Source organism: Psychrobacillus sp. BM2, from assembly GCF_048572895.1.
GTDB lineage: Bacteria > Bacillota > Bacilli > Bacillales_A > Planococcaceae > Psychrobacillus.
The window spans coordinates 357,055-376,938 of the sequence record NZ_CP183878.1 but is presented as its reverse complement, the minus strand read 5'-3'; the positions used below and the strand labels follow the sequence as shown (position 1 = coordinate 376,938).

At 36.2% G+C, this 19,884-nt stretch carries 19 protein-coding genes; 4 read left to right on the top strand and 15 right to left on the bottom strand.

The window, feature by feature from the left end:
- Positions 1-97: 97 nt before the first annotated feature.
- The gene (locus ACN6MX_RS01705) at positions 98-736 is read left to right on the top strand and encodes a hypothetical protein (RefSeq protein ID WP_419960961.1); all 639 of its coding nucleotides are present in this window, start codon (positions 98-100) and stop codon (positions 734-736) included.
- A 486-nt stretch (positions 737-1,222) separates the two neighbouring features.
- Here ACN6MX_RS01705 and ACN6MX_RS01700 read toward each other — a convergent pair whose 3' ends face one another.
- The 10 genes from ACN6MX_RS01700 to ACN6MX_RS01655 all read right to left on the bottom strand — a co-directional run bounded on the left by ACN6MX_RS01700 (position 1,223) and on the right by ACN6MX_RS01655 (position 8,948).
- On the bottom strand, positions 1,223-2,413 hold the full coding sequence (locus ACN6MX_RS01700) for a glycine C-acetyltransferase (RefSeq protein WP_419960960.1): 1,191 nt from the start codon (positions 2,411-2,413) through the stop codon (positions 1,223-1,225).
- Positions 2,414-2,557: 144 nt separating this feature from the next.
- Positions 2,558-3,619 (bottom strand): hypothetical protein, encoded by a 1,062-nt coding sequence (locus ACN6MX_RS01695; protein WP_419960959.1) that lies wholly within the window; start codon positions 3,617-3,619, stop codon positions 2,558-2,560.
- 77 nt (positions 3,620-3,696) lie between these two features.
- Positions 3,697-4,344, bottom strand: coding sequence for a YczE/YyaS/YitT family protein (locus ACN6MX_RS01690; protein WP_419960958.1), 648 nt, complete (start codon positions 4,342-4,344; stop codon positions 3,697-3,699).
- A 238-nt stretch (positions 4,345-4,582) separates the two neighbouring features.
- Positions 4,583-5,065 (bottom strand): Cys-tRNA(Pro) deacylase, encoded by a 483-nt coding sequence (ybaK, locus tag ACN6MX_RS01685; RefSeq protein ID WP_419960957.1) that lies wholly within the window; start codon positions 5,063-5,065, stop codon positions 4,583-4,585.
- 16 nt (positions 5,066-5,081) lie between these two features.
- The gene (locus tag ACN6MX_RS01680; RefSeq protein ID WP_419960956.1) at positions 5,082-5,753 is read right to left on the bottom strand and encodes a hypothetical protein; all 672 of its coding nucleotides are present in this window, start codon (positions 5,751-5,753) and stop codon (positions 5,082-5,084) included.
- Between the two features lie 275 nt (positions 5,754-6,028).
- Complete coding sequence (resA, locus tag ACN6MX_RS01675) at positions 6,029-6,562, bottom strand: thiol-disulfide oxidoreductase ResA (RefSeq protein WP_419960955.1); 534 nt, start codon at positions 6,560-6,562, stop codon at positions 6,029-6,031.
- 26 nt (positions 6,563-6,588) lie between these two features.
- Positions 6,589-6,990: a disulfide oxidoreductase gene (locus tag ACN6MX_RS01670; protein ID WP_419962531.1), complete on the bottom strand. Its 402-nt coding sequence runs from the start codon at positions 6,988-6,990 to the stop codon at positions 6,589-6,591.
- Positions 6,983-7,624, bottom strand: coding sequence for a DsbA family protein (locus ACN6MX_RS01665; protein ID WP_419960954.1), 642 nt, complete (start codon positions 7,622-7,624; stop codon positions 6,983-6,985). The genes ACN6MX_RS01670 and ACN6MX_RS01665 overlap by 8 nt, the downstream gene beginning before the upstream one ends.
- A 58-nt stretch (positions 7,625-7,682) precedes the next feature.
- Positions 7,683-8,531 carry a M56 family metallopeptidase gene (locus ACN6MX_RS01660; RefSeq protein ID WP_419960953.1) on the bottom strand — a complete coding sequence of 283 codons (849 nt, stop codon included), beginning with the start codon at positions 8,529-8,531 and terminating at the stop codon, positions 7,683-7,685.
- 3 nt (positions 8,532-8,534) lie between these two features.
- A complete protein-coding gene (locus ACN6MX_RS01655; protein ID WP_419960952.1) occupies positions 8,535-8,948 on the bottom strand; it encodes a BlaI/MecI/CopY family transcriptional regulator in 414 nt (137 codons plus the stop codon).
- A gap of 156 nt (positions 8,949-9,104) precedes the next feature.
- Between ACN6MX_RS01655 and ACN6MX_RS01650 the strand changes: the two genes are divergently transcribed.
- From ACN6MX_RS01650 to ACN6MX_RS01640, 3 genes are all read left to right on the top strand, one after another.
- Positions 9,105-10,046 (top strand): VOC family protein, encoded by a 942-nt coding sequence (locus ACN6MX_RS01650; RefSeq protein WP_419960951.1) that lies wholly within the window; start codon positions 9,105-9,107, stop codon positions 10,044-10,046.
- Positions 10,047-10,147: 101 nt separating this feature from the next.
- Positions 10,148-12,337 carry a DNA topoisomerase III gene (locus ACN6MX_RS01645; RefSeq protein ID WP_419960950.1) on the top strand — a complete coding sequence of 730 codons (2,190 nt, stop codon included), beginning with the start codon at positions 10,148-10,150 and terminating at the stop codon, positions 12,335-12,337.
- Between the two features lie 246 nt (positions 12,338-12,583).
- Positions 12,584-14,581, top strand: a complete 1,998-nt coding sequence (locus tag ACN6MX_RS01640; RefSeq protein WP_419960949.1) for an EAL domain-containing protein — start codon at positions 12,584-12,586, stop codon at positions 14,579-14,581.
- A gap of 70 nt (positions 14,582-14,651) precedes the next feature.
- Here ACN6MX_RS01640 and ACN6MX_RS01635 read toward each other — a convergent pair whose 3' ends face one another.
- The 5 genes from ACN6MX_RS01635 to ACN6MX_RS01615 all read right to left on the bottom strand — a co-directional run bounded on the left by ACN6MX_RS01635 (position 14,652) and on the right by ACN6MX_RS01615 (position 19,825).
- Positions 14,652-15,956 carry a DUF4179 domain-containing protein gene (locus ACN6MX_RS01635; RefSeq protein WP_419960948.1) on the bottom strand — a complete coding sequence of 435 codons (1,305 nt, stop codon included), beginning with the start codon at positions 15,954-15,956 and terminating at the stop codon, positions 14,652-14,654.
- Complete coding sequence (locus ACN6MX_RS01630; RefSeq protein WP_419960947.1) at positions 15,949-16,467, bottom strand: sigma-70 family RNA polymerase sigma factor; 519 nt, start codon at positions 16,465-16,467, stop codon at positions 15,949-15,951. Before ACN6MX_RS01630 ends, ACN6MX_RS01635 begins: the two co-directional genes overlap by 8 nt.
- A 123-nt stretch (positions 16,468-16,590) precedes the next feature.
- Entirely contained in the window at positions 16,591-17,154 is a 564-nt protein-coding gene (locus ACN6MX_RS01625; protein ID WP_419960946.1) for an NADPH-dependent FMN reductase, read from the bottom strand.
- A gap of 68 nt (positions 17,155-17,222) precedes the next feature.
- Positions 17,223-19,055 carry a cation:proton antiporter gene (locus ACN6MX_RS01620; RefSeq protein WP_419960945.1) on the bottom strand — a complete coding sequence of 611 codons (1,833 nt, stop codon included), beginning with the start codon at positions 19,053-19,055 and terminating at the stop codon, positions 17,223-17,225.
- A gap of 11 nt (positions 19,056-19,066) precedes the next feature.
- On the bottom strand, positions 19,067-19,825 hold the full coding sequence (locus ACN6MX_RS01615; RefSeq protein ID WP_419960944.1) for an NAD-dependent epimerase/dehydratase family protein: 759 nt from the start codon (positions 19,823-19,825) through the stop codon (positions 19,067-19,069).
- Positions 19,826-19,884 lie beyond the last annotated feature (59 nt).

Below are 19,884 nucleotides of genomic sequence, written 5' to 3'. Positions count from 1 at the left end.
GCTAGTCTTTTATGAAAGTTATTATACAATGTTCATTCAATAAATACAACACCTCGAAATAGGGTGTTTTGGTATAATGAAATAAAGGGGGAATTCTATGAGACTGTTACCATTTATATATATATTTATTTTTGGGGTTGTTCTAACAGTAGCTTTGCAATTTTTGGAGCAACCATTTTGGTTGATTTATATTGTAATTATTGTTGTATACGTTGTATTGCTCGTTTTACCACCAATTTATACTGTATATAAATCCAACGATTTGAAAAAAATTGAGCGCTTTTTGGAGAAAAATAAAAGAAAACCTATATTTACATACGCACTTGCAGTAAAGACTGGAAATCGCGAAGAAATTATTAGTGCAATTCAACTTATATTATCCAAATACAAGCAGCCATATATGCAACAAGTGTATAAAACCATTTTAGCTTTATTTGAAAACAATATAACGCGGGTTGAACAGCTTTCTACACAAATAAGCAAAGAGCCACTCCATACATATTACATAGCTTATGCAGAAGCGCTAAAAGGTAATTTTGAGGATGCACATTCTTTAAAAGGGAAATTGGCTACTGATTGGATGCCTTATGCACTAGATGCAATCATTGCTAAAGAAAAAGGTGATTTGAGCGCTTTTCGAATAGCAGCTGAGGAGAGTATTAACTTGGCTAGAGGAGTTCAGAAGTTCAATCTTGTGTATTCGTTTGAATGGATGGAGAAAGAGATGGAAAATTAGAGAAGAAAAACAAGGCAAAAATATGCCTAGTCCTTTATGTTCCAAACTTGTTTCTATCGTCTTTGAAGGGCTATGGAAAGACTTTTTGCTATATTATTACCGATTAATTTTTTGGAGCTGGTCGTGACTAACGTCACGACCAGCAGCTCCTTTCTCGGTAATCTTATGGCGTTTATCTGTCCGTCGCCCCTTTACAACATTAGAAACTGCTTTATTACATTCTTGGAAAATTAGAGAAAAGATGCTTTCTAATTCATAGAGTAAGCTCTCGAAGATGCAATTTCGTTTGCTATTTTGCTACTTTATTTGATAAACACTTACTATTTCTTTTTGTTTCCACTAGTAAAAGGAAAAATTTACTTTCTTCATGCTCATTACAGAATCCCAAAGTAATATCCATGTAGTATATTCTCTCACATGCCTTAACCATGCTTTCTACCTATAAAAGTAGCCACCAAGTATTTAACTTGATAGCTAGTTTTATTTTTATTTAATTACCCCAAGCTCCCTACCAACTTTTTCGTAAGTAGCTATGGCTTCATCTAGCATTTCTTTTGTATGAGCTGCGGTTGGCATGTTGCGGACGCGGCCAGTTCCTTTTGGTACGGTTGGGAAGACGATGGATTTTGCATAGACACCTTCTTCAAATAGTCGTTTCGAGAATGCTTGGGTTAGTTTTTCGTCCCCAATAATACACGGTGTGATTGGTGTTTCGGAGGCACCTATATCAAAGCCAAGTTTCGATAAACCGGCTTTTAGATAATCGCCATTTTCCCATAGTTTGTCGTGCAATTCTGTGGAATCGATGATCATTTGAACTGCTGCCGTTATTGCTGCTACATCACCTGGTGGTAGCGCTGTGGAGAATAAAAATGGACGCGAGCGAACTTTTAACCAGTCGATTAAATCCTTTTTACCTGCAACATATCCACCTACAACACCAATTGCTTTGGAGAGTGTACCAATTTGGAAGTCAATTTCCTTTTCTAGTCCAAATTGCTTCACGGTTCCCTTCCCTTTACCAGTTACACCTGAGCCATGTGCATCGTCTACATAGGTGATCAGATCAAATTCCTTGGCAATTGCGACGATTTCCGGAAGCTTTGCAATGTCTCCATCCATGGAGAAAACACCGTCTGTAATTACCATTACTTTGTTGTATTGACCAGACTCTGTTGCAGCTTTTGCTTTTGCACGTAAATCATCCATATCTGAGTGGTTGAACGGTATTATTTTCGCACGTGACAGTCGACATCCATCAATTATAGAAGCATGGTTTAGTTGGTCCGACAGTATTGCATCGTTTTTGTCCATCACTGCAGAAATTGCTGCCATATTACAGTTGAATCCTGATTGATACGAAATTGCAGCTTCTGTTCCTTTGAATTCAGCTAGCTTTTGTTCTAGCTTTACGTGAAGATCAAGTGTTCCGTTGATCGTACGTACAGCTCCTGCTCCAACTCCATACTTGTCCACTGCTTCTTTTGCAATTTGTTTAAGTTCTGGATTTGTCGCAAGCCCTAAATAGTTATTAGATGATAGGTTAATGAGCTCAGAGCCTTTTACGCTGATTTTCGCTCCATTTGGACCTTCTACAGGGTCAATTTCGTTATATAAACCCTGGCTCTTTAATTCATTTAAATTTTCGGATAAAAAATTATTTAATACGTGAGACATGTTCCTCATCCTTTCACGAGTAATATTCTACTCTATCTTACCACGCTAAAGGGATGGAGGAAAATAAAGCAACTATTATAAAACCCCACAGACATTAGTCAGCGGGGATCTATAATTGTTTCTGTTAGTTGGAATCACTTGTATTCATCTAATTGTTTCGAGCATTTTTTCCTGCATTTCACTCCATCTATCCTCTTCAATGGCTGAATCGTAAAGCATCTTAATCATTTTAGATTCTCCAGCATACGTGCATAAATAATCTTGGGCAAGCTCCATTTCAGTTGCATAACGATTTCTTACTTCTGCTATTTTACCCTCATCTAACATTGTTTTGTCGATATGTGGGAAGAAATCGATAATTTCATCTCCGGTGCGCTCTGGCTCATAGACATGAGGGCTTGTCGCATCCACAATACATAATTGGAGTTCAGGAAGCACTACGCCGTCTACACTACCTGCATCAAGGCCACACCAAATATATCGAACATCCAAACCATGCAGTTTTGCTTCATCACCAAACTTCTTCATAAAAGACGATTTCCCACTACCCGGTAAACCCTTTATATACAATCTAGTTTTCAAATTTTTGGAAATAGACTCTAGCGTATCTTTTGCCCCAAGTGGAGTAAGAGACCCCATTAAACGATGTGTTTCCTTTGGATTCTTTTGCAGTTGAATATTACCGATGTTTTTCTTTGAACGCTCTTCAAGCAATGCGTTAATCCCATCCCAGCTGATAGCTACCTGTATAAGCTGTTCCCATTCATCGTGAATTTTTTTTGCTCGAGATAATGCTTGAAGCCCCTTTGTTAGCCATACATCATTATTAATCTGCTTTTCTTTTACTATTGGACCAATGTCACGGAGTTTCCGATCACTATAAGCTTCATAATAGGGAACCCATTCATGCCCTGCTCCATAATAGATGGGATCTACGGTGTCAGCTTGTAAGTAAAGTGTTTTTGTTTCATTAATATATATACCCTCCAGCAAATCTTCATGCATAGGATCGTAAAACCACTCCATGTTTTTACCTCTGCGTACTGCTGTATAGCCTATTTCCTTGAATATATCAGTTAATCGATAGGTAGTCGGTCCTTTAAAAAAATATACTTTGTTCGCTTCTTGAATAATTTCTTTATAAAAGCTTTTCACACCTTGTCCTGTATATGACCTTCCCATATAATGAGTAATTATCCCGTTCATAGCATCATCCTCCCTATCATTCCTTCAAGAAATACTATATGCACTTACCTGGTAAAATATGAAAAAGAGTGCGAAAATCAAGGTTGATTTTCCACACTCTCTTTAACATCCGGCAATGTATAACCGGAAATTTTATATAATATTTTTTGTGATAACGGCAATGAATAGTGAACTATCTGACCGAGCAATAAAGCAATAATAATCGTACCTAGTCCCACCGGTCCACCAAGCGCCCAGCCTGCTAGTGCCACAATTATTTCAATACCGGTTCGCACCTTTTTAATACTCCAGCCTGTTTTCACCATGAGTAATAGCATAAGTGAATCGCGCGGACCCGCTCCAACCTTCGGAGAAACATAAACTCCAACACCCACTGCTATCACAACAACCCCTATAATAAATATAACTAGCTGACCTATGTAACTAGTTATATCTGGCAAAATCCAGTTAAACACATCTATAAAGGAACCTAAAAAAAGAATATTTAACCATGTTCCAAGCTGAGGAAATTTCTTTGTCCCCATTATCGTGATTAACACAATGATAATACTCGCCAAAATCGTCCAAGTACCAATGGTTAAACCTAAATGATTATGTAAACCAATATGAAACACATCCCATGGCCCAATTCCAAATTGTTGTCCCTTTATAGTCATGGAAATACCCAAGGCCATCATTGTGACTCCAGTAACAAAAAATACCCAACGCCAAACTAATTGCTTCATACTAAAGATCCTACTTCCTGTTTAGAAAAGCGCAAGCGTCTATGATAGCCCTGATAACGCTGGAAGAATTGCAATAAAGGCGTTTTTTATCTTTATTCGCAAGTCTGAAGCGACTCGAAGGGCTAGGCGCTAGAGCTAGACAGATAATAACTAAAAAGCATATACTCCCTTTGAAAAATATTTCTTCAAAAAAACTTGCCTATAGTAGGTCAATTATAACGATGTTTTAAAGAAACCATCACATTTTAATAATTTCTGCAATTCGACCATTCGTTAGTTTTAGCAAATCCTGCAAGCTTAGTTTCACCTGAAGACCGATTTTCCCACCACTTACAAGAACAAAATCCAAGCTCTCTGCACTTGTGTCTATCCATGTTGGGAATAACTTTTTCATACCAATTGGGGAACATCCACCTCTAATATATCCAGTGGTCGGTAGCAATTCTTTCAGCGGTAACAACTCCACTTTTTTCTCCCCTACCGCTTTAGCAACTTCTTTTAAATTCAACTCTTTATGTACAGGAATAATGCATACATAATGTTTATTTGTTCCGGCCGTAACAAGTAATGTTTTATACACAACAAAAACGGGATAGCCTATTTTATCAGCTACAGTTACCCCGTCTACTTGATCGCCAGTAAGCTCATATTCAATTAATTCGAACGTAATTTTCTGTTGTTCTAATTTACGAACTGCATTCGTTTTTAGTTTTTTGCTCATGTTCAAGTGCCCCTTCTTAAGCTATATGGAAGAAACTTGGCTGTTGGTCAGTAAAACCATATTTTTGCATGTGTACTTGAAATGAGTATTTCGCAATTGCTTGTTCTCTGAATCTTCTTTTTTGTAAATTCTCCTCCAAAACTTTAGGAGATTGAAAGTCCGATTGAACAGAACGATTGGATACTGCTGCCTCATCTTCTTTTTGCCTTTTAGCTTCAACCGCAATTTGTCTAGTCGCTTCTTGGTTTAATAATATTTGTGATTGAACCGTTTGAATTTTCGAAGTAGCATTAGCTGCTATCCTTAAGTCTTGTGGAGATGGTACGTCAGAAGCAAGAGCAGAGCTTCGAGCCTTTTCCAAGAGTTCAATCGTTTTTTCTAGTGTTGGTCCTCCAATTGTTTGCACAGGCACAGAAGGACCTTTAATATCTAGCATATTTTTGTTTTTTTCTATTTGTTGATACTCTTTAATTGCGGCATCCACTTCATTGGAAACGCTTTCTTTTTCCTTATTTCCAAGTAACAAATCCTCCAACTCAGTCAAAGTAGGATTCTTTCTAGGCTGATAGAACGCTGCGTTTTTGCGATAAGCTTGTCCTACATCTTTTCGCTGAAAAGCACGCTTTCGCTGCTCTACTGCAGCTATTTCATTTGTAGCACCATTACCAGTTGCTCTTACTAATGTCATCTATTCCACCTCTTCCCGTATAGTTATCCTTCTTAATATTTTACCACTTTCACAAAATATTCAAACTTACTATTGTCATAAAGTTTGTGCACACAAAGACTCAAATAAATTTTTATGAAAATTAAATAAAGCAAGGACTTTAATACTAGGAAAGGAAATATATAATTTTATTTATTTAACAAAAGCATTCAAAAGTCCCTACTTCTTATAAAGAAATAAGCCCCTGAAATTATAATCAGGAGCTTAATCTATCCTATTATTACTTATTAATCAAATTAGATTGGAATAATTTGTTCCATATATTCCTTAATCATTTCCTCGCTCATTTCCCCTGTAATGACTTTTTCAATTTTACCTTCCGGGTTAATAAGTAAAGTTGTTGGCAAAGGATTAATCTTGTATGTTTCCATTACACTTTTGTTGTCATCGATTAGTACTGGAAAGCTTAAACCTTTACGATCTATAAATTTTTGAACGGAAAAATTAGATTCCCCTACATTAACCGCTAGTATTTCAAGCCCTTTATCTTTATATTCTTGGTATTGTATGTCCATAAGGGGAAATTCTCTTTCGCATGGCTTACACCAGGTTCCCCAAAAGTTTAAGAAGACTCCTTGGCCTTTATAATCGGACAGTTGATGTTTTTCTCCATTCATATCCACAAGTGCAAAATCAGGAGCATCATCTCCCACCTGTATTAATGCAGTTCTTTCCTTCGTTAAATTTGTATAAATAGTAAAAACAATCGCCACTACCATTAAAGCTAAAATAATGGTACGCATATAGAAGCGTTTTTTCTTTTTATCCATTTTTGGTCAGTCCCTTCTTTAATGAATTACTTGCGTTTCCACAGCACAAGCATCATTCCAGTTATAAACGTAAATGCAATGAGTGCTAAAAATGGAATTGTTACAAATCCAAACCAATTGATATATTGTCCTGAACACGGAACACCGTTTGTACATGCACTAAACTCACTTAAAGAAGGAATTTTTTGCAATGCATAATGATAGCTAGAAACTAGCATTCCTACTACCGAAAGCGGAAGAATATACTTATAAATCTTTGCGTCATTCTGGTAAAAAGCAATACCTAAGAAAACGACAAGTGGGTACATTAAAATTCGCTGATACCAGCAGAGCGTACATGGTATAAATCCCATCCGCTCGCTAAAAAATAAGCTTCCTATCATCGCAATAATCGATGTTATCCATGCTATAAGAAGCGGTTTATTTATCATCTGTAGCCTCATCTACCATTTCTATAAAATCATCCATTGTTTGTCCAATAAATTCTTTACCACCAATATAAATTGTTGGTGTCGAATTGACACCTAGATTATTCGCTGTACTCATATCTTGATCCCAAGCTTCCTTCGCCTTCCCGTCGTTAAAAGCAAGCTTCACTTTTTCAACTTCTTCTCCAGTTGCAACTTCTGCTAACACCGCACTCAAAAATTCCTCTGTCATTAAATTTGCTTCCCCAGATTCATTTGTTTGATTGGCGAACAGGAGATGATGGAAATCCCAGAATTTCTCATTACCTAGTTCCTGGTAAACCGTTTCAGCAAATTGTGCTGAAGTCGTTGAATCTGCCGCGATAAACGAATAGTTCATAAAGTAAAATTTCGCTTTCCCTGTTTCCACTAATTCCTGATTGATCATTGGAAGGAGTGTGTTATTAAACTCCCCACAGTGTGGACATTTATAATCACCAAATTCAACAATCTCAACTGGCGCAGACTCTTCTCCTAGAAAAGGTTGCCCCTCGTAATCTATTACTACTGCATCTTCTTTAGCATTCGTTAACATGACAATGGCAATAAGACATACCGCCACTACACCGATGAACCAAAATAATTTCTTTGACATATAAAACACTCCTCAGTTTAAATTAAAACTACATAACGTAGTGTAATTGGATAAAAATTTACGCAAGAGCGTAAATAAAAAATGCACATAGTAAAATAAATACTACCAATGACAAAAATGCTTTTTTCAATGGAATCCTCCACTGAACATCCTTTAATGGATTTAACATATACTCAATCCGGTAATTCACAGATGTGTCTGCAAATGATGCATAAGCAAATGGCATTTTTTCTTGCTTGCCTACTTTCAACATTTTCAAAAGTGCACTACCCAAGTTCATAGATGTCTCCTGTTTCCTAATGGCAAATTCATCTGCCAATACTTCCTGGATGATTCTATATTGATGGCTGAACCACTTTAAAATCGGGATATAGCCAATTGTGGATGCACAAAGTGAAAGTAAAAATATTTTTAGCGGATCACGATTGTCTTTATGATATATCTCATGAGCAACGACAGCTTTTAACTCATCATCCGTTAGTAAGTTTATCAACCCTGTCGATATAATAATTTTAGGCTTCATAAATCCCATGGTTATCGCCATAGGTACCGGATTCGAAATGATGATGAAATCTTTTTTTCCACTACTATGCATCTGATTCATATCGTTCGTAAGTAAATTATCTTTATATCGCTCAAAATGTTTTTTCAAGCGTGAAGCATAGAAAAATTGAGATCCTATATGCCAAATGGAAAATAAGAGCGTATAGATTACGAGTGCATCAAGCGCATATTCAAGTGAAGACAATCCGATTGCTTTCAGCCAGCTATGACAAACTTCCACAATATTAAATTTGACATTCCAGCCTGCCAACATAGATATGACATACAAAGCCATTTGAATAAAAATCGTTCCTGAAATGACAAGGGACAAGAAAAATAGGAGAGATGATTGACGTTTAGACATATACTACATATCCTTTTTCAATTCTTTAATTTTTTGCTCGAGCTTTGCTACAAGATCATCATCTACGTCTTCTAGCGCATCTAGCATATGACTGACAACAACGTTTCCGAATTCATCCATCAACTCGTTTGTCATTTCTTTTGACTGCTCACTTAAAAACTCTACTCGTGACTGAACTGGTTTAAAAAGTGATGATCTACCATCTGCACGTTTTTGCAGAATACCCTTATCAACTAATCTGTTCATCACTGTCATAACTGTATTAAAGTTAGTCATCTTCTCCTTATCCAGAACTAGCTGAACATCCTTTATAGTCATTTCTACGTCATTCCATAAAATATCCATAATTTTTGCTTCAAGAGGTCCAAAAAAACGATTCAATCCACTTTCGTTAATTTTAAATTTTCGAATCAACATGATTTATCCACCCCACATTACTCATTGTAGTGCGAGTGACTTTTCTAGTCAACAATTGTTCCTCAAGATTCATATCATAATATTTTATAGCTGTATTACTTGGAATTTCCTGTTACACTACAAATTGTAGTTTATATAAAAAAGGAGATTTATGCAATGATAAACAAACGAATATTTATTATCGGTATAGTACTAGTTTTAGTTCTCACTTCCCTGTTCTTTTTGTTCAAATCAAAGGAACTAGCTTATGAAATATATAACACTAACTCTCCTTCTCGATTGCAAGAAGTGCATTTGAACGTATCGGACCTTGAAAAATTATCGGCATTCTACCAAGAAGTAATTGGCTTTGGTATTTTAAAAGAAGAACAAAATAAAGTAACACTAACTGCTGATGGATCTACCTCTTTACTTGTCTTAGAGGAAATGCCAGATTCAGTGGAGAGACCTATCGGAACAACCGGCCTCTACCATTTTGCCATCCTATTACCAGATCACGCTAGTTTAGGTACAATGCTTATGCATCTTTCTCAGACCGAGTATCCCATGGATGGAGCCGCAAATCATCAATATAGTGATGCACTTTATCTAACTGATCCAGATGGAAACGGGATTGAGATTTATGTGGATCTTCCTCCTGAAAAATGGGAACGAACAAAAAATGGAGGATACGAAGGTGGCTCCTATCCGATTGACTTTGAAAAGCTTGTAGAAGAAGCTACTCCTTCTTGGATTGGTCTTCCAGAAAAAACTCGCATTGGTCATATGCATTTACAAGCTTCTGAACTTGAAATCACTGAACAATTTTATGTGGAAGGTCTTGGCTTTACAATTACCAAGAAAGGAAATGGAAGCCTATTTTTATCAAAAGATCACTACCATCACCATGTCGCATTGAACACATGGTCTGGAACTGGTTTACCCGCTCCGCCACCCAATTCGAGAGGATTAAAACAGTTCACAATTATCTTTACGAAAGAGGAAATAGAAGAAACAATATCACAGCTTAAACGTTTGGAATTCCCTTTCGAAGAAGCTGATGGCTCGATTATAGTGAAGGACCCCTCTGGTAATAAGTTACACATCATGTCCAACTAAAAATTAGAAACTTATAAGTTGAAAAGGTACGTCCATCACTGCAATTGCCATTGACGTATGATATATTAATTTTTAATGGTAGTTCGAAGGGATGTTATAAAATGAAGAAAAGTGTAGTAATTGCAGAGAAGCCCTCTGTAGCACGAGATATCGCAAATGTATTGAAGTGTCATAAAAAAGGAAATGGTTATTTAGAAGGTGACAAATATATCGTTACTTGGGCATTAGGGCATTTAGTGACATTAGCAGATCCTGAAAGTTATGATGCAAAATATAAAACATGGAACTTGGATGATTTACCAATGCTCCCAAATGACTTGAAGCTAGTAGTTATCAAGCAAACTAGCAAACAGTATAATGCAGTCAAAAGTCAATTAGTCCGTACAGATGTCATTGATATTATCATTGCAACTGACGCTGGACGTGAAGGTGAATTAGTAGCGAGATGGATTATTGAAAAAGCAAAGGTAAACAAGCCAGTTAAACGTCTTTGGATCTCCTCCGTAACAGACAAAGCTATTAGAGAAGGCTTCCAAAATCTAAAACCTGGTAAGGCTTATGAAAACTTATATCATGCAGCAGTTGCAAGGTCTGAAGCCGATTGGTATATCGGGTTAAATGCAACCCGTGCACTTACAAGTAAATTCAATGCGCAGCTATCCTGTGGACGTGTTCAGACTCCTACTGTCGCTATTATTGCACAACGAGAAGATGAAATAAGAAATTTTAAGCCTAAAACATATTACGGCGTGGAAGCACATACGGACCAAAAGCTAAAGCTCACATGGGTGGATAAGCAAACGAATGAATCCAGAACATTCTCCAAAGAAAAAGTAGAACAAATCGTTGCTAAAGTAGATAAAAAGCAAGGAACAATCGTAGATGTGGATAAAAAACAAAAGAAAAGCTTTGCTCCTCAACTATATGACCTAACTGAATTACAACGTGATGCCAATAAAATATTTGGCTATTCAGCCAAAGAAACACTTGGAATTATGCAAACCTTGTATGAGCGACATAAAGTATTAACGTATCCTCGTACGGATTCAAGATATATTTCTACTGATATTGTAGAGACATTACCAGAACGATTAAAGTCATCTGGAATTGGTCAATATAGACCATTCGCCAACAAAGTATTGCAAAAACCCATCAAAGCGACCAAAGCATTTGTCGATGATAGCAAGGTTTCCGATCATCACGCAATTATCCCAACAGAAGAAACAGTGATCCAATCTAACTTTACTGACAAAGAACGTAAAGTTTATGATTTAGTTATTAAACGTTTTATAGCAGTACTTTATCCACCATTTGAATATGAGCAAATTACGGTCAAAGCATCCATTGGCGATGAAATATTTGTAGCAAAAGGAAAAACGATTCTTTCTTCAGGCTGGAAGGAAGTTTACGAAAATCGTTTTGATGAGGATGATAATACTGAAGACATGAAAGAACAACTACTTCCTAGTATGAACAAAGGCGATAAACTATCCGTTAAATTAGTGGCTGAGACTTCAGGGCAAACGAAAGCCCCTGCAAGATTTAATGAAGGATCTTTACTTACAGCAATGGAAAATCCAGCAAAATATATGGGTACCCAAGATAAAGAACTGGCAAAAACATTAGATAAAACGGGCGGCTTAGGAACGGTAGCTACAAGAGCAGATATTATTGAAAAACTTTTCAACTCATTCCTTATGGAGAAAAAAGGGAAGGATATTTACCTAACTTCCAAAGGAAAACAGCTACTAGAATTAGTTCCTGGAGACTTGAAAACTCCTGCCCTTACAGCTGAATGGGAGCAAAAACTGGATGCAATTGCAAAAGGGAAATTGAGTAAAAATGTATTTATCAATGAAATGAAAACTTATACAAAAACAATTGTTAGTAATATCAAAAATAGCGAAAAGAAATTCAAGCATGACAATATATCGACCAAAAGCTGCCCTGACTGCGGCAAACCTATGCTTGAAGTTAACGGGAAAAAAGGAAAAATGCTCGTTTGTCAGGATCGCGAATGTGGTCACCGCAAAAACGTTGCTAGAGTAACCAATGCCCGCTGTCCACAATGTAAGAAAAAACTAGAATTGCGTGGTGAAGGTGATGGCCAAATCTTCACTTGTAAATGTGGATACCGTGAAAAACTATCTGCTTTCGAACGCCGTAGAAAAAATTCAGGTGGCAAAGTCGATAAACGCGATGTACAAAAGTATTTAAAGAAACAAGATCAAGAGGAAGAACCAGTAAACACTGCACTTGCAGATGCATTAAAAAAATTGAACTTAAAATAACACCAATCAAGCTGTACATCCATTTCCTATTAGGATTTGATGTATAGTTTTTTTGTCCTATTTAAAATAGGGTTTCCAACTATTATTAATTACTTTTTAAGAATATTACTATAAATCATTCTACTTATTCTTAATCTGGTCATAATTACATTATTTTTTATTATTACATTACTTTTATCTCACCCTTTTTCTTTCAGTAAATGATATTATTGACATAACAATCTGGAACTTTTGGGGGTCAAATAGTTGGATATAGTTCATCCTTTTACGAAAACAATATTAAGTACTTCAGAAAATTTTATCCTCGTACTGGACGAAACTGGCAAGATATTAAATAAGAATAATGCGTGGAATAACTCTAAACACGCGAGCGAATACACACTACTTATGACAGAAAACTCTAGCTTCACAGATTTATTGGAGTCGACTCATAACTACGAGCAATTAGATTCTATCCAACAGGTACTGCGTGGAGAAATAGATGAATTTCGTAAAGAATTCACTTGTCTTATAGAAAAAAATGATTATCACTACTTATTCCATACGTATAAATTGAAGCTTTCTTCGGATCGAATAGGTGCAATTATTATTTATTCGGTATATAAAAAGCATGTAATAGCGAATTCAGAGACGACTAGTATTTTAGAAAGTATGACAGATGCTTTCTTTTCTCTGGATAAACATTGGAATATCACCTATATAAATGAATATGGAAAAACCTTATTAAGCAAAGTGCATCCCAGCTTTAACTATTCTAATTCCGAAAGTCCATCTTTAATAGATACAGAGTTTTACCCTTTCCTTCAACAGGTTATGTTGGAGAATAAAACTCAGCAACAGGAAATTTACATCCCCTCTATACCAACTTGGTTCGAGGTAAAAGCCTATCCAAGAGCTGAGGGAGGATTGTCGGTATTTTTTCATCATATAGCCGAAAGAAAAAGTATAGAAAAAGATTTAAGAAGCTTTGCGTACTATGACTTTTTAACGAACTTGCCTAATCGAAGAATGACTTATGATATTCTTCAGCACAAAATAAAAAACGATGAGCCTTTTTCCTTTTTCTACATAGAATTAAATGGTTTCAAATTGGTAAATGATATGTATGGGCATGCACGAGGAGATGCAATTCTTGTAGATATAGCCACCTTTTTTAACCAAACTATAAAGATTGATAAAGTAGTTGCACGTGTGGGTGGCGATGAGTTTGTTATTTTTACAGATGAAGTTAATAATGAACAGCTAAGCATAATTGCAAACAAACTTATTCAAGACTTCCAACAAATTTCTGAGTCTATATCAGTGCCATCTATTCCTCTTAGCCTTAGCATCGGAATTTCCCGGTATCCAGAAGATGCACCCGACACCGACTTACTATTTCGTTATGCTAATATTGCGATGTATGCTTCTAAGAAACGAAACAGAAATAACTTCAGTTTCTTTGAACGCACTATGATTGAAGAGTTAGAAAGAAAGGTTAATATTGAAAATGAATTACATGGGGACTTAAAGGAAACAACGATTCACTTCGTCGTACAGCCTCAATTCAATTCCAAAACAAATGAAGTAATTGGTATAGAGGTACTCACTCGTTGGATTCATCCAGAATACGGATATATTACGCCTCCAGAGTTTATTGAAATTGCCGATAATAGCGGAAGAATTGAGGAACTAACGAAGTATTTAATCAGCGAGGTGTTTTCCAAAGTTTCTAGATGGATTCAGGATTATGGATTTGATAAGCCAATAGCTATCAATATCACTCCTAAGCTACTTGGAAATAGAAAGTTTTTTAATGATTTAATTCATTTTATCCAGTATTATAGGATTCCACCCCAAATGGTAGATATTGAAATTACGGAAAATGCAAATCTAGATACTGATCAAAATATTTTAGATAATATTGCGTTTTGTCGAAAACATGGTATTCGCTTATCTCTAGATGATTTCGGTACAGGTTATTCAAAGTTAGCAGATCTTGTCGATTTTCAAATAGATAAATTGAAAATCGACAAGTATTTTGTGGACAAAATTGGTAAAGAAACAAATGCCGAACTCATTCTGCACACATTTATGAATCTTGCCAAAGGATTAAAATGCGATGTTCTGGCGGAAGGCGTAGAAACAAAGGAGCAGGTCGATTATTTGAATAGCCTCGGCCTCACGTACTTCCAAGGTTATTACTTTTCAAAACCAATTTCTCTTGATGAATTTGAACTGAACTACTTACAAAAAAAGTTATAAGCCAAATAAAAATAGGTGAAGAAAAATAGAACATTTTTCTTCACCTGTTTTTATTACTGGTTCATCATCCCTATTTCACTTGAATTGAAACAGAGCCGTCTAAGTAATTGGGATATGCTATGAAATCTATTTTCACGGGGTTAATAATATCCTTTGCATCTATAGTAATTTCTGCATGCTGCTCCTCTTCGTCCCCCCAATTAGCTTGCATTCCTATATCAACTATCTCGCCTTTAGCGTTTTCTCCTTGAGAAAATAAGGAATACGTATGATTCTCTCTTATCGGCTGATATTTGAGTTCAATTGTATTACCGCCAACATTTACTACTTCCATTTTTCCATCGGATGGCTGCTCAAGGATTTCCTTTTTTGCAAAGTCTACTAGCAAGTAGCTTTCTACTTTAGGGAGTGCCTGCACCTTATCAAACTTTAGGTAAAGCTCTTTTGGTTCTTTAAAATAGTTACTTTGTAAAAAATACGTATTTACTTTGAGTTGATTTTCACCAAAACCAGTTATTCCATTTTGAATGGAACTCCATACTTCTCCCTTTTCGTCTTCTATTCGCATATCCTCAAACTGCAATATTTTCTTTTCATTTTGTTCATTAAATTCTAAAGTTACAGATACTCTTAGTGGATATACTTTTATTTCTTTTAATCTAATTTGTTGACCATCTATCTCAACGGTTTCATTTAATGTATAGACTTTCCCCGCTTTTATTTCATTTTTAAGAGTAAATGGCACTTTAAATAATATTGTTTTATTAGCCTGCTTCACTTCAAATTGAACTTCAAAATTATTACTTTTAAATTGCTCTGGCTCAACAAATACAAGACTAAATTGGTCCACTTTTCTATTTGCTGTTTCTTGGTCTGGTAAATCATAACTACTCGATGCTACTAGCTCATGCTCATCATTAAATAGCTTAATATGTTCATAATCCATATTATCAAGTGAATGCGGAGCCTCTAAAGTGTAAAATATTTCAGCACCTGTTTCATCGATAATAATTCCATCTACCGTAAACGATATATTATTTTTAACTTGAGTAATACCAATAGACTCATAATAATCATTTTCAACTATAGCTTCGATGCCTTTATCAAACTGAATGAGATACACAAACCGATCCATCCCTGGAATAGTAGAAATAGCACTTGCGAATGTCGGTGATACACGAATAGACGTCACAAAGGTTAGTATCAGAATTGCTGCAACTGAGAATGCCCATAGCGTTTTTTTACGCCTACGCTTTCTGGACTTCGCTTGGAATAACCCCTGTAGAATAGCATCATTTACGAGCTGTTCAGGTACAATAACTTGTTCTAGCTTTTTCTTAGTTTTATCAAGCATTTCTTCTTCTTTTTCATACATGGTCTGCATCTCCCTTCTCCGATAGAAAGTCTCTAAGTGACTTGAGTGCTTTATGAAGCCTTGACTTTACAGTGCCCTCTGGGATTTTCTCAAGTTCTGCAATTTCTTTTATTTTCGTATTTTGAAAGTACTTTAGAAATATTAGCTGCTGTTCACTGCTTGATAAGGATGCTATTGCTTCGTTGATCTCTAGGTGGGTAGTGTCTTCGTTAAATCCTATTTCCTGTACCATTTCGCTTGATCTATATCTTTTACGCTTTTTCAACTGATCCTGACAATAATTCATCATGATCCGAACTAGCCATGTTTTCACATAGATCGGTTCTTTTACTGTATGTATTTTTTGGTAAGCCCGAAAAGTTACTTCTTGCATTGCTTCAAGTGCATCATGTTCATTTTTTAAAAATGCTAAGGCCGTTTGATATAATGTATCTTTATATAATTGCATTATCAGTAAGAAAGCTTGTTCATCCCCTATTATTGCTTTCTTAGCGGTTTCTACTTCTTCCACTCGGTCACCCCCTTGTTCTGTTATACATTAGACATCCCAAAGTTGAAAAAGTTCATTTAAATAATAAATTAATACGACATATAAAAAAGATGCCTCCATGTTACCGAGACATCTTGACTTAACTTAATGTGCATCAATTGGTTCTTTGCAAAGGTTTTTGCTCATTTGGGCGTATTCGACAAACACACGAGCGAGCTCTCTTAAACGATCGTGTACATCGTTATCAATAATTACATTATTTTCATCGAAGTGGTCTTTATGCGTATAAACATAATTCGGTGTAACTAAGCATCTAAAATAATCTAAAATCGGTTTAAGCTGATTTTCAATTACAAGATGATGCTGGTATGTGCCCCCATTTGCCACGATTGACACTGGTTTGTAGCGCATTGACTTCGGATGCAGGAAATCGAATGTGTTTTTCAACACACCTGGTATAGAACCTTGGAAAATAGGTGAAGCAATGATAAATCCATCGGCTTGATCGAATTTACTTACAAGTAGCTTCATATCATCATTGTAATTTTCAAATGGACGTCCATCTACAAACTGATGCTCGTAATTTGAAAGGCGAATAATTTCTAATGTGTACTCCTGATTAATTTCTTCTATATAGTCTTTCACTTGATCTAGGATGACACCTGTTTTTGTGCCGATTATCGTTCCGTCTACGAGTAAAATTTTCATCTTACAAAAACCTCCTTATTCGTCCTTTATTGTATCAAAAAAAGGTGCTAATATTGCAAAAAGAGACCCTATTTCTCAAAGTTCATCCTTTTGACGGAGGGGTTATTCGTCTCTTGTATATGCGTTGGAGGTGTCAAGCTTACAACAAGATCACCTGGATTGGCACTGAGTTCCATTTTGGTCGTAAAGAACTTCAATGTGCCATCTGCTCGAATAATATAAAGTAAGGTCGATTCTTTCGCACGAGCATCTAAGTATTGATTGTAATCGTACTGTTCTGTAATATTAGTCTTTCGAATGACAAAGCCTTTTAACACAAGTTCCGTTAAATCATAAATATTCGCGGAGCTATTAAATAGCGTTTTCCCACCTATAGATGGATGGTACTCATTTTCTGAAATGTTGCTAGAGGCAGTTTGATATAGTGCATCTCGTCCTAACTCCACTACAAAGTTCGAGCAGATTAATGCATTATAGGCATCCATTTCGGTTGCAGCAATCATTTTTGGAAAGGGAGCAAGATCTAAGGAATACTCTGTCTGCTCGGATAATATATCCCCTGCATAAGTAGGGACTCCTAGTTTCCTTGCATATCGAAGCTGCTCCCATGAATTATCGACTACTAGAACATCCATTTTCTCGTTAAGCAATGAAAGTGCAAGCTCTGCCGTAAAGGCATTTCCTCCTACAATAAGTACGCCCGGTTTTTCTGTAGCAACAAGCTTGAGTTTTTTGGCAACCCATCCGATGGACAATCCATGGAAAATTACAGTTGCAAACACGAGGGCAAATGTTAAAGCAGTAAGCATTTCTGCATCCTCATAACCACTTTCTTGTAACACAGTAGCAAAATATCCGGAAACAGTGAGGGCCACAATCCCTCGAGGGGCGATCCATCCGATCAATATTTTTTCATTGTTCATTAGATCTGTTCCAATAGTCGATAACCATACGGATAAAGGACGAACGACAAACAACATTGCTAATACGAATAACACGATTTGAGGATTAAATATTTCCAATAATATACTAGAGTTTAAAGAGGCCGTTAACATAACAAATATACTAGAAACAAGTAATACGGATATATTTTCTTTAAAATGTCTCATATCGTTAATGGATGCAATATGCATATTGGCCATCGTTATACCCATAGCGGTTACGGCAAGTAAACCTGTTTCGTGCATAATTACATCAGAGAAAACAAAAACCAATAGTACAACCGCAAACACGACAGGTGCTTTTAAATACTCTGGTATCTGACCTTTTTCAAACATTTTCCCTAAGATCCAGCCGAACAACCAGCCCAATCCCCCGGAAAAAATGGAACCTGCGAAGAAAAGTAAAAACGATGTGAACGATTCATCACCATTTATAAACTTGATGGCTTCAAATGCAAATACAGCTAATAATGCACCAAACGGATCTACTACAATCCCTTCCCATTTTAGAATTGCCGCTGGTCTAGATTTCAACTTCGCTTGTCTAAGTAACGGCAAAATAACCGTTGGACCAGTTACGATAAATAGCCCCCCGATAACAAAAGCGACAGCAACCGATAGTCCCGCAATATAATGCGCAGCAAGGGAACCTGCTATCCAAGCAATGAAAGCTCCCAGCGTTACAATTCGAGTAAGTGGCTTGCTAAAGCTCCGTACTTCACGGAAATCTAGATTTAAACTTCCTTCAAATAATATAATAGCAACCGCTAAAGAAATAAGCGGGCTAAACAATTCACCTAAACTCTCCTGTGGGTTGATCAGTCCCAAAATCGGTCCAACTAATAGTCCTACTATCGACATTAATACTATTGCAGGCATTCGTATACGCCATGCCAACCATTGCGAAAATATTCCTAATACTACAACAAACATTAAAACGAATAACATCGAATCTAACATAGCGTCTCCCCTTATTTATTAATTTTTTCCTGATCTACAAAAATATCTCCTCGATTATCCCAATTGAATAATTCTTCTCGTGAAATTGGCTGTTCTTCTATTTTTTCCATAGGCTTAGCGTTTAAAATATCTAATGGTTTATAGATTGTTACATTCTTTTTTGTATTATGTATTGCGTAATGGTACATAGAAAAAGCCAGCTGTTTACCTTCTATGGAGCGCATTCTTTTTAAAGGTCCTATTAATAGAGGATTTATAAGTTGGAAAACACCTTCGGACAGGCGCTCTCCTAAGCGGAACTCGCCCCGCCCCCCTGTTAACAAGGAAGGTCTATAAATAAATAGATGCGGCAGCTCCATTTCTATTAATCCCTCCTCCATCTTACCCTTTACTCTACTATAGAAAAAAAGAGATTTTTTATTGGAGCCAATCGCTGAAACCACATGAAAATTTGGAATCCCACGTTTTTTTGCTAAAGAAGCAATTCGTAATGGATATTCTAAATCTACTCGCTCAAAGTTCTCTTTTGATTTGGCTTTTTTCCACGTAGTCCCTAAACAGCAAAATAGATCATCTGCAATATCTAAATCGCTTTCCTCTAATCTATCAAAATTTTTCACCTGAATATCTAGCTTGGCATGCTTATAAGAAAAGTCTCTTCTAACTATTACCGAAACTGCTGCATATTCTTCACTCTCACATAATTGTTTTACTAGAAACTGTCCAGTAAAACCGGTAGCACCTACTACTATAGCTACTCTTCTAGCCATATTACTTCCCTCCTTGTCATAAGCACCAGTACAAATCCATACACTAAAGAGATAACCTT

Excerpts from the sequence above, each read along its gene's own strand:
- ACN6MX_RS01705 (WP_419960961.1), top strand. The coding sequence starts at position 98 with ATGAGACTGTTACCATTTATATATATATTTATTTTTGGGGTTGTTCTA.
- ACN6MX_RS01700 (WP_419960960.1), bottom strand. The coding sequence starts at position 2,413 with ATGTCTCACGTATTAAATAATTTTTTATCCGAAAATTTAAATGAATTA.
- ACN6MX_RS01695 (WP_419960959.1), bottom strand. The coding sequence starts at position 3,619 with ATGAACGGGATAATTACTCATTATATGGGAAGGTCATATACAGGACAA.
- ACN6MX_RS01690 (WP_419960958.1), bottom strand. The coding sequence starts at position 4,344 with ATGAAGCAATTAGTTTGGCGTTGGGTATTTTTTGTTACTGGAGTCACA.
- ybaK (WP_419960957.1), bottom strand. The coding sequence starts at position 5,065 with ATGAGCAAAAAACTAAAAACGAATGCAGTTCGTAAATTAGAACAACAG.
- ACN6MX_RS01680 (WP_419960956.1), bottom strand. The coding sequence starts at position 5,753 with ATGACATTAGTAAGAGCAACTGGTAATGGTGCTACAAATGAAATAGCT.
- resA (WP_419960955.1), bottom strand. The coding sequence starts at position 6,562 with ATGGATAAAAAGAAAAAACGCTTCTATATGCGTACCATTATTTTAGCT.
- ACN6MX_RS01665 (WP_419960954.1), bottom strand. The coding sequence starts at position 7,624 with ATGTCAAAGAAATTATTTTGGTTCATCGGTGTAGTGGCGGTATGTCTT.
- ACN6MX_RS01660 (WP_419960953.1), bottom strand. The coding sequence starts at position 8,531 with ATGTCTAAACGTCAATCATCTCTCCTATTTTTCTTGTCCCTTGTCATT.
- ACN6MX_RS01655 (WP_419960952.1), bottom strand. The coding sequence starts at position 8,948 with ATGTTGATTCGAAAATTTAAAATTAACGAAAGTGGATTGAATCGTTTT.
- ACN6MX_RS01650 (WP_419960951.1), top strand. The coding sequence starts at position 9,105 with ATGATAAACAAACGAATATTTATTATCGGTATAGTACTAGTTTTAGTT.
- ACN6MX_RS01645 (WP_419960950.1), top strand. The coding sequence starts at position 10,148 with ATGAAGAAAAGTGTAGTAATTGCAGAGAAGCCCTCTGTAGCACGAGAT.
- ACN6MX_RS01635 (WP_419960948.1), bottom strand. The coding sequence starts at position 15,956 with ATGTATGAAAAAGAAGAAGAAATGCTTGATAAAACTAAGAAAAAGCTA.
- ACN6MX_RS01625 (WP_419960946.1), bottom strand. The coding sequence starts at position 17,154 with ATGAAAATTTTACTCGTAGACGGAACGATAATCGGCACAAAAACAGGT.
- ACN6MX_RS01620 (WP_419960945.1), bottom strand. The coding sequence starts at position 19,055 with ATGTTAGATTCGATGTTATTCGTTTTAATGTTTGTTGTAGTATTAGGA.
- ACN6MX_RS01615 (WP_419960944.1), bottom strand. The coding sequence starts at position 19,825 with ATGGCTAGAAGAGTAGCTATAGTAGTAGGTGCTACCGGTTTTACTGGA.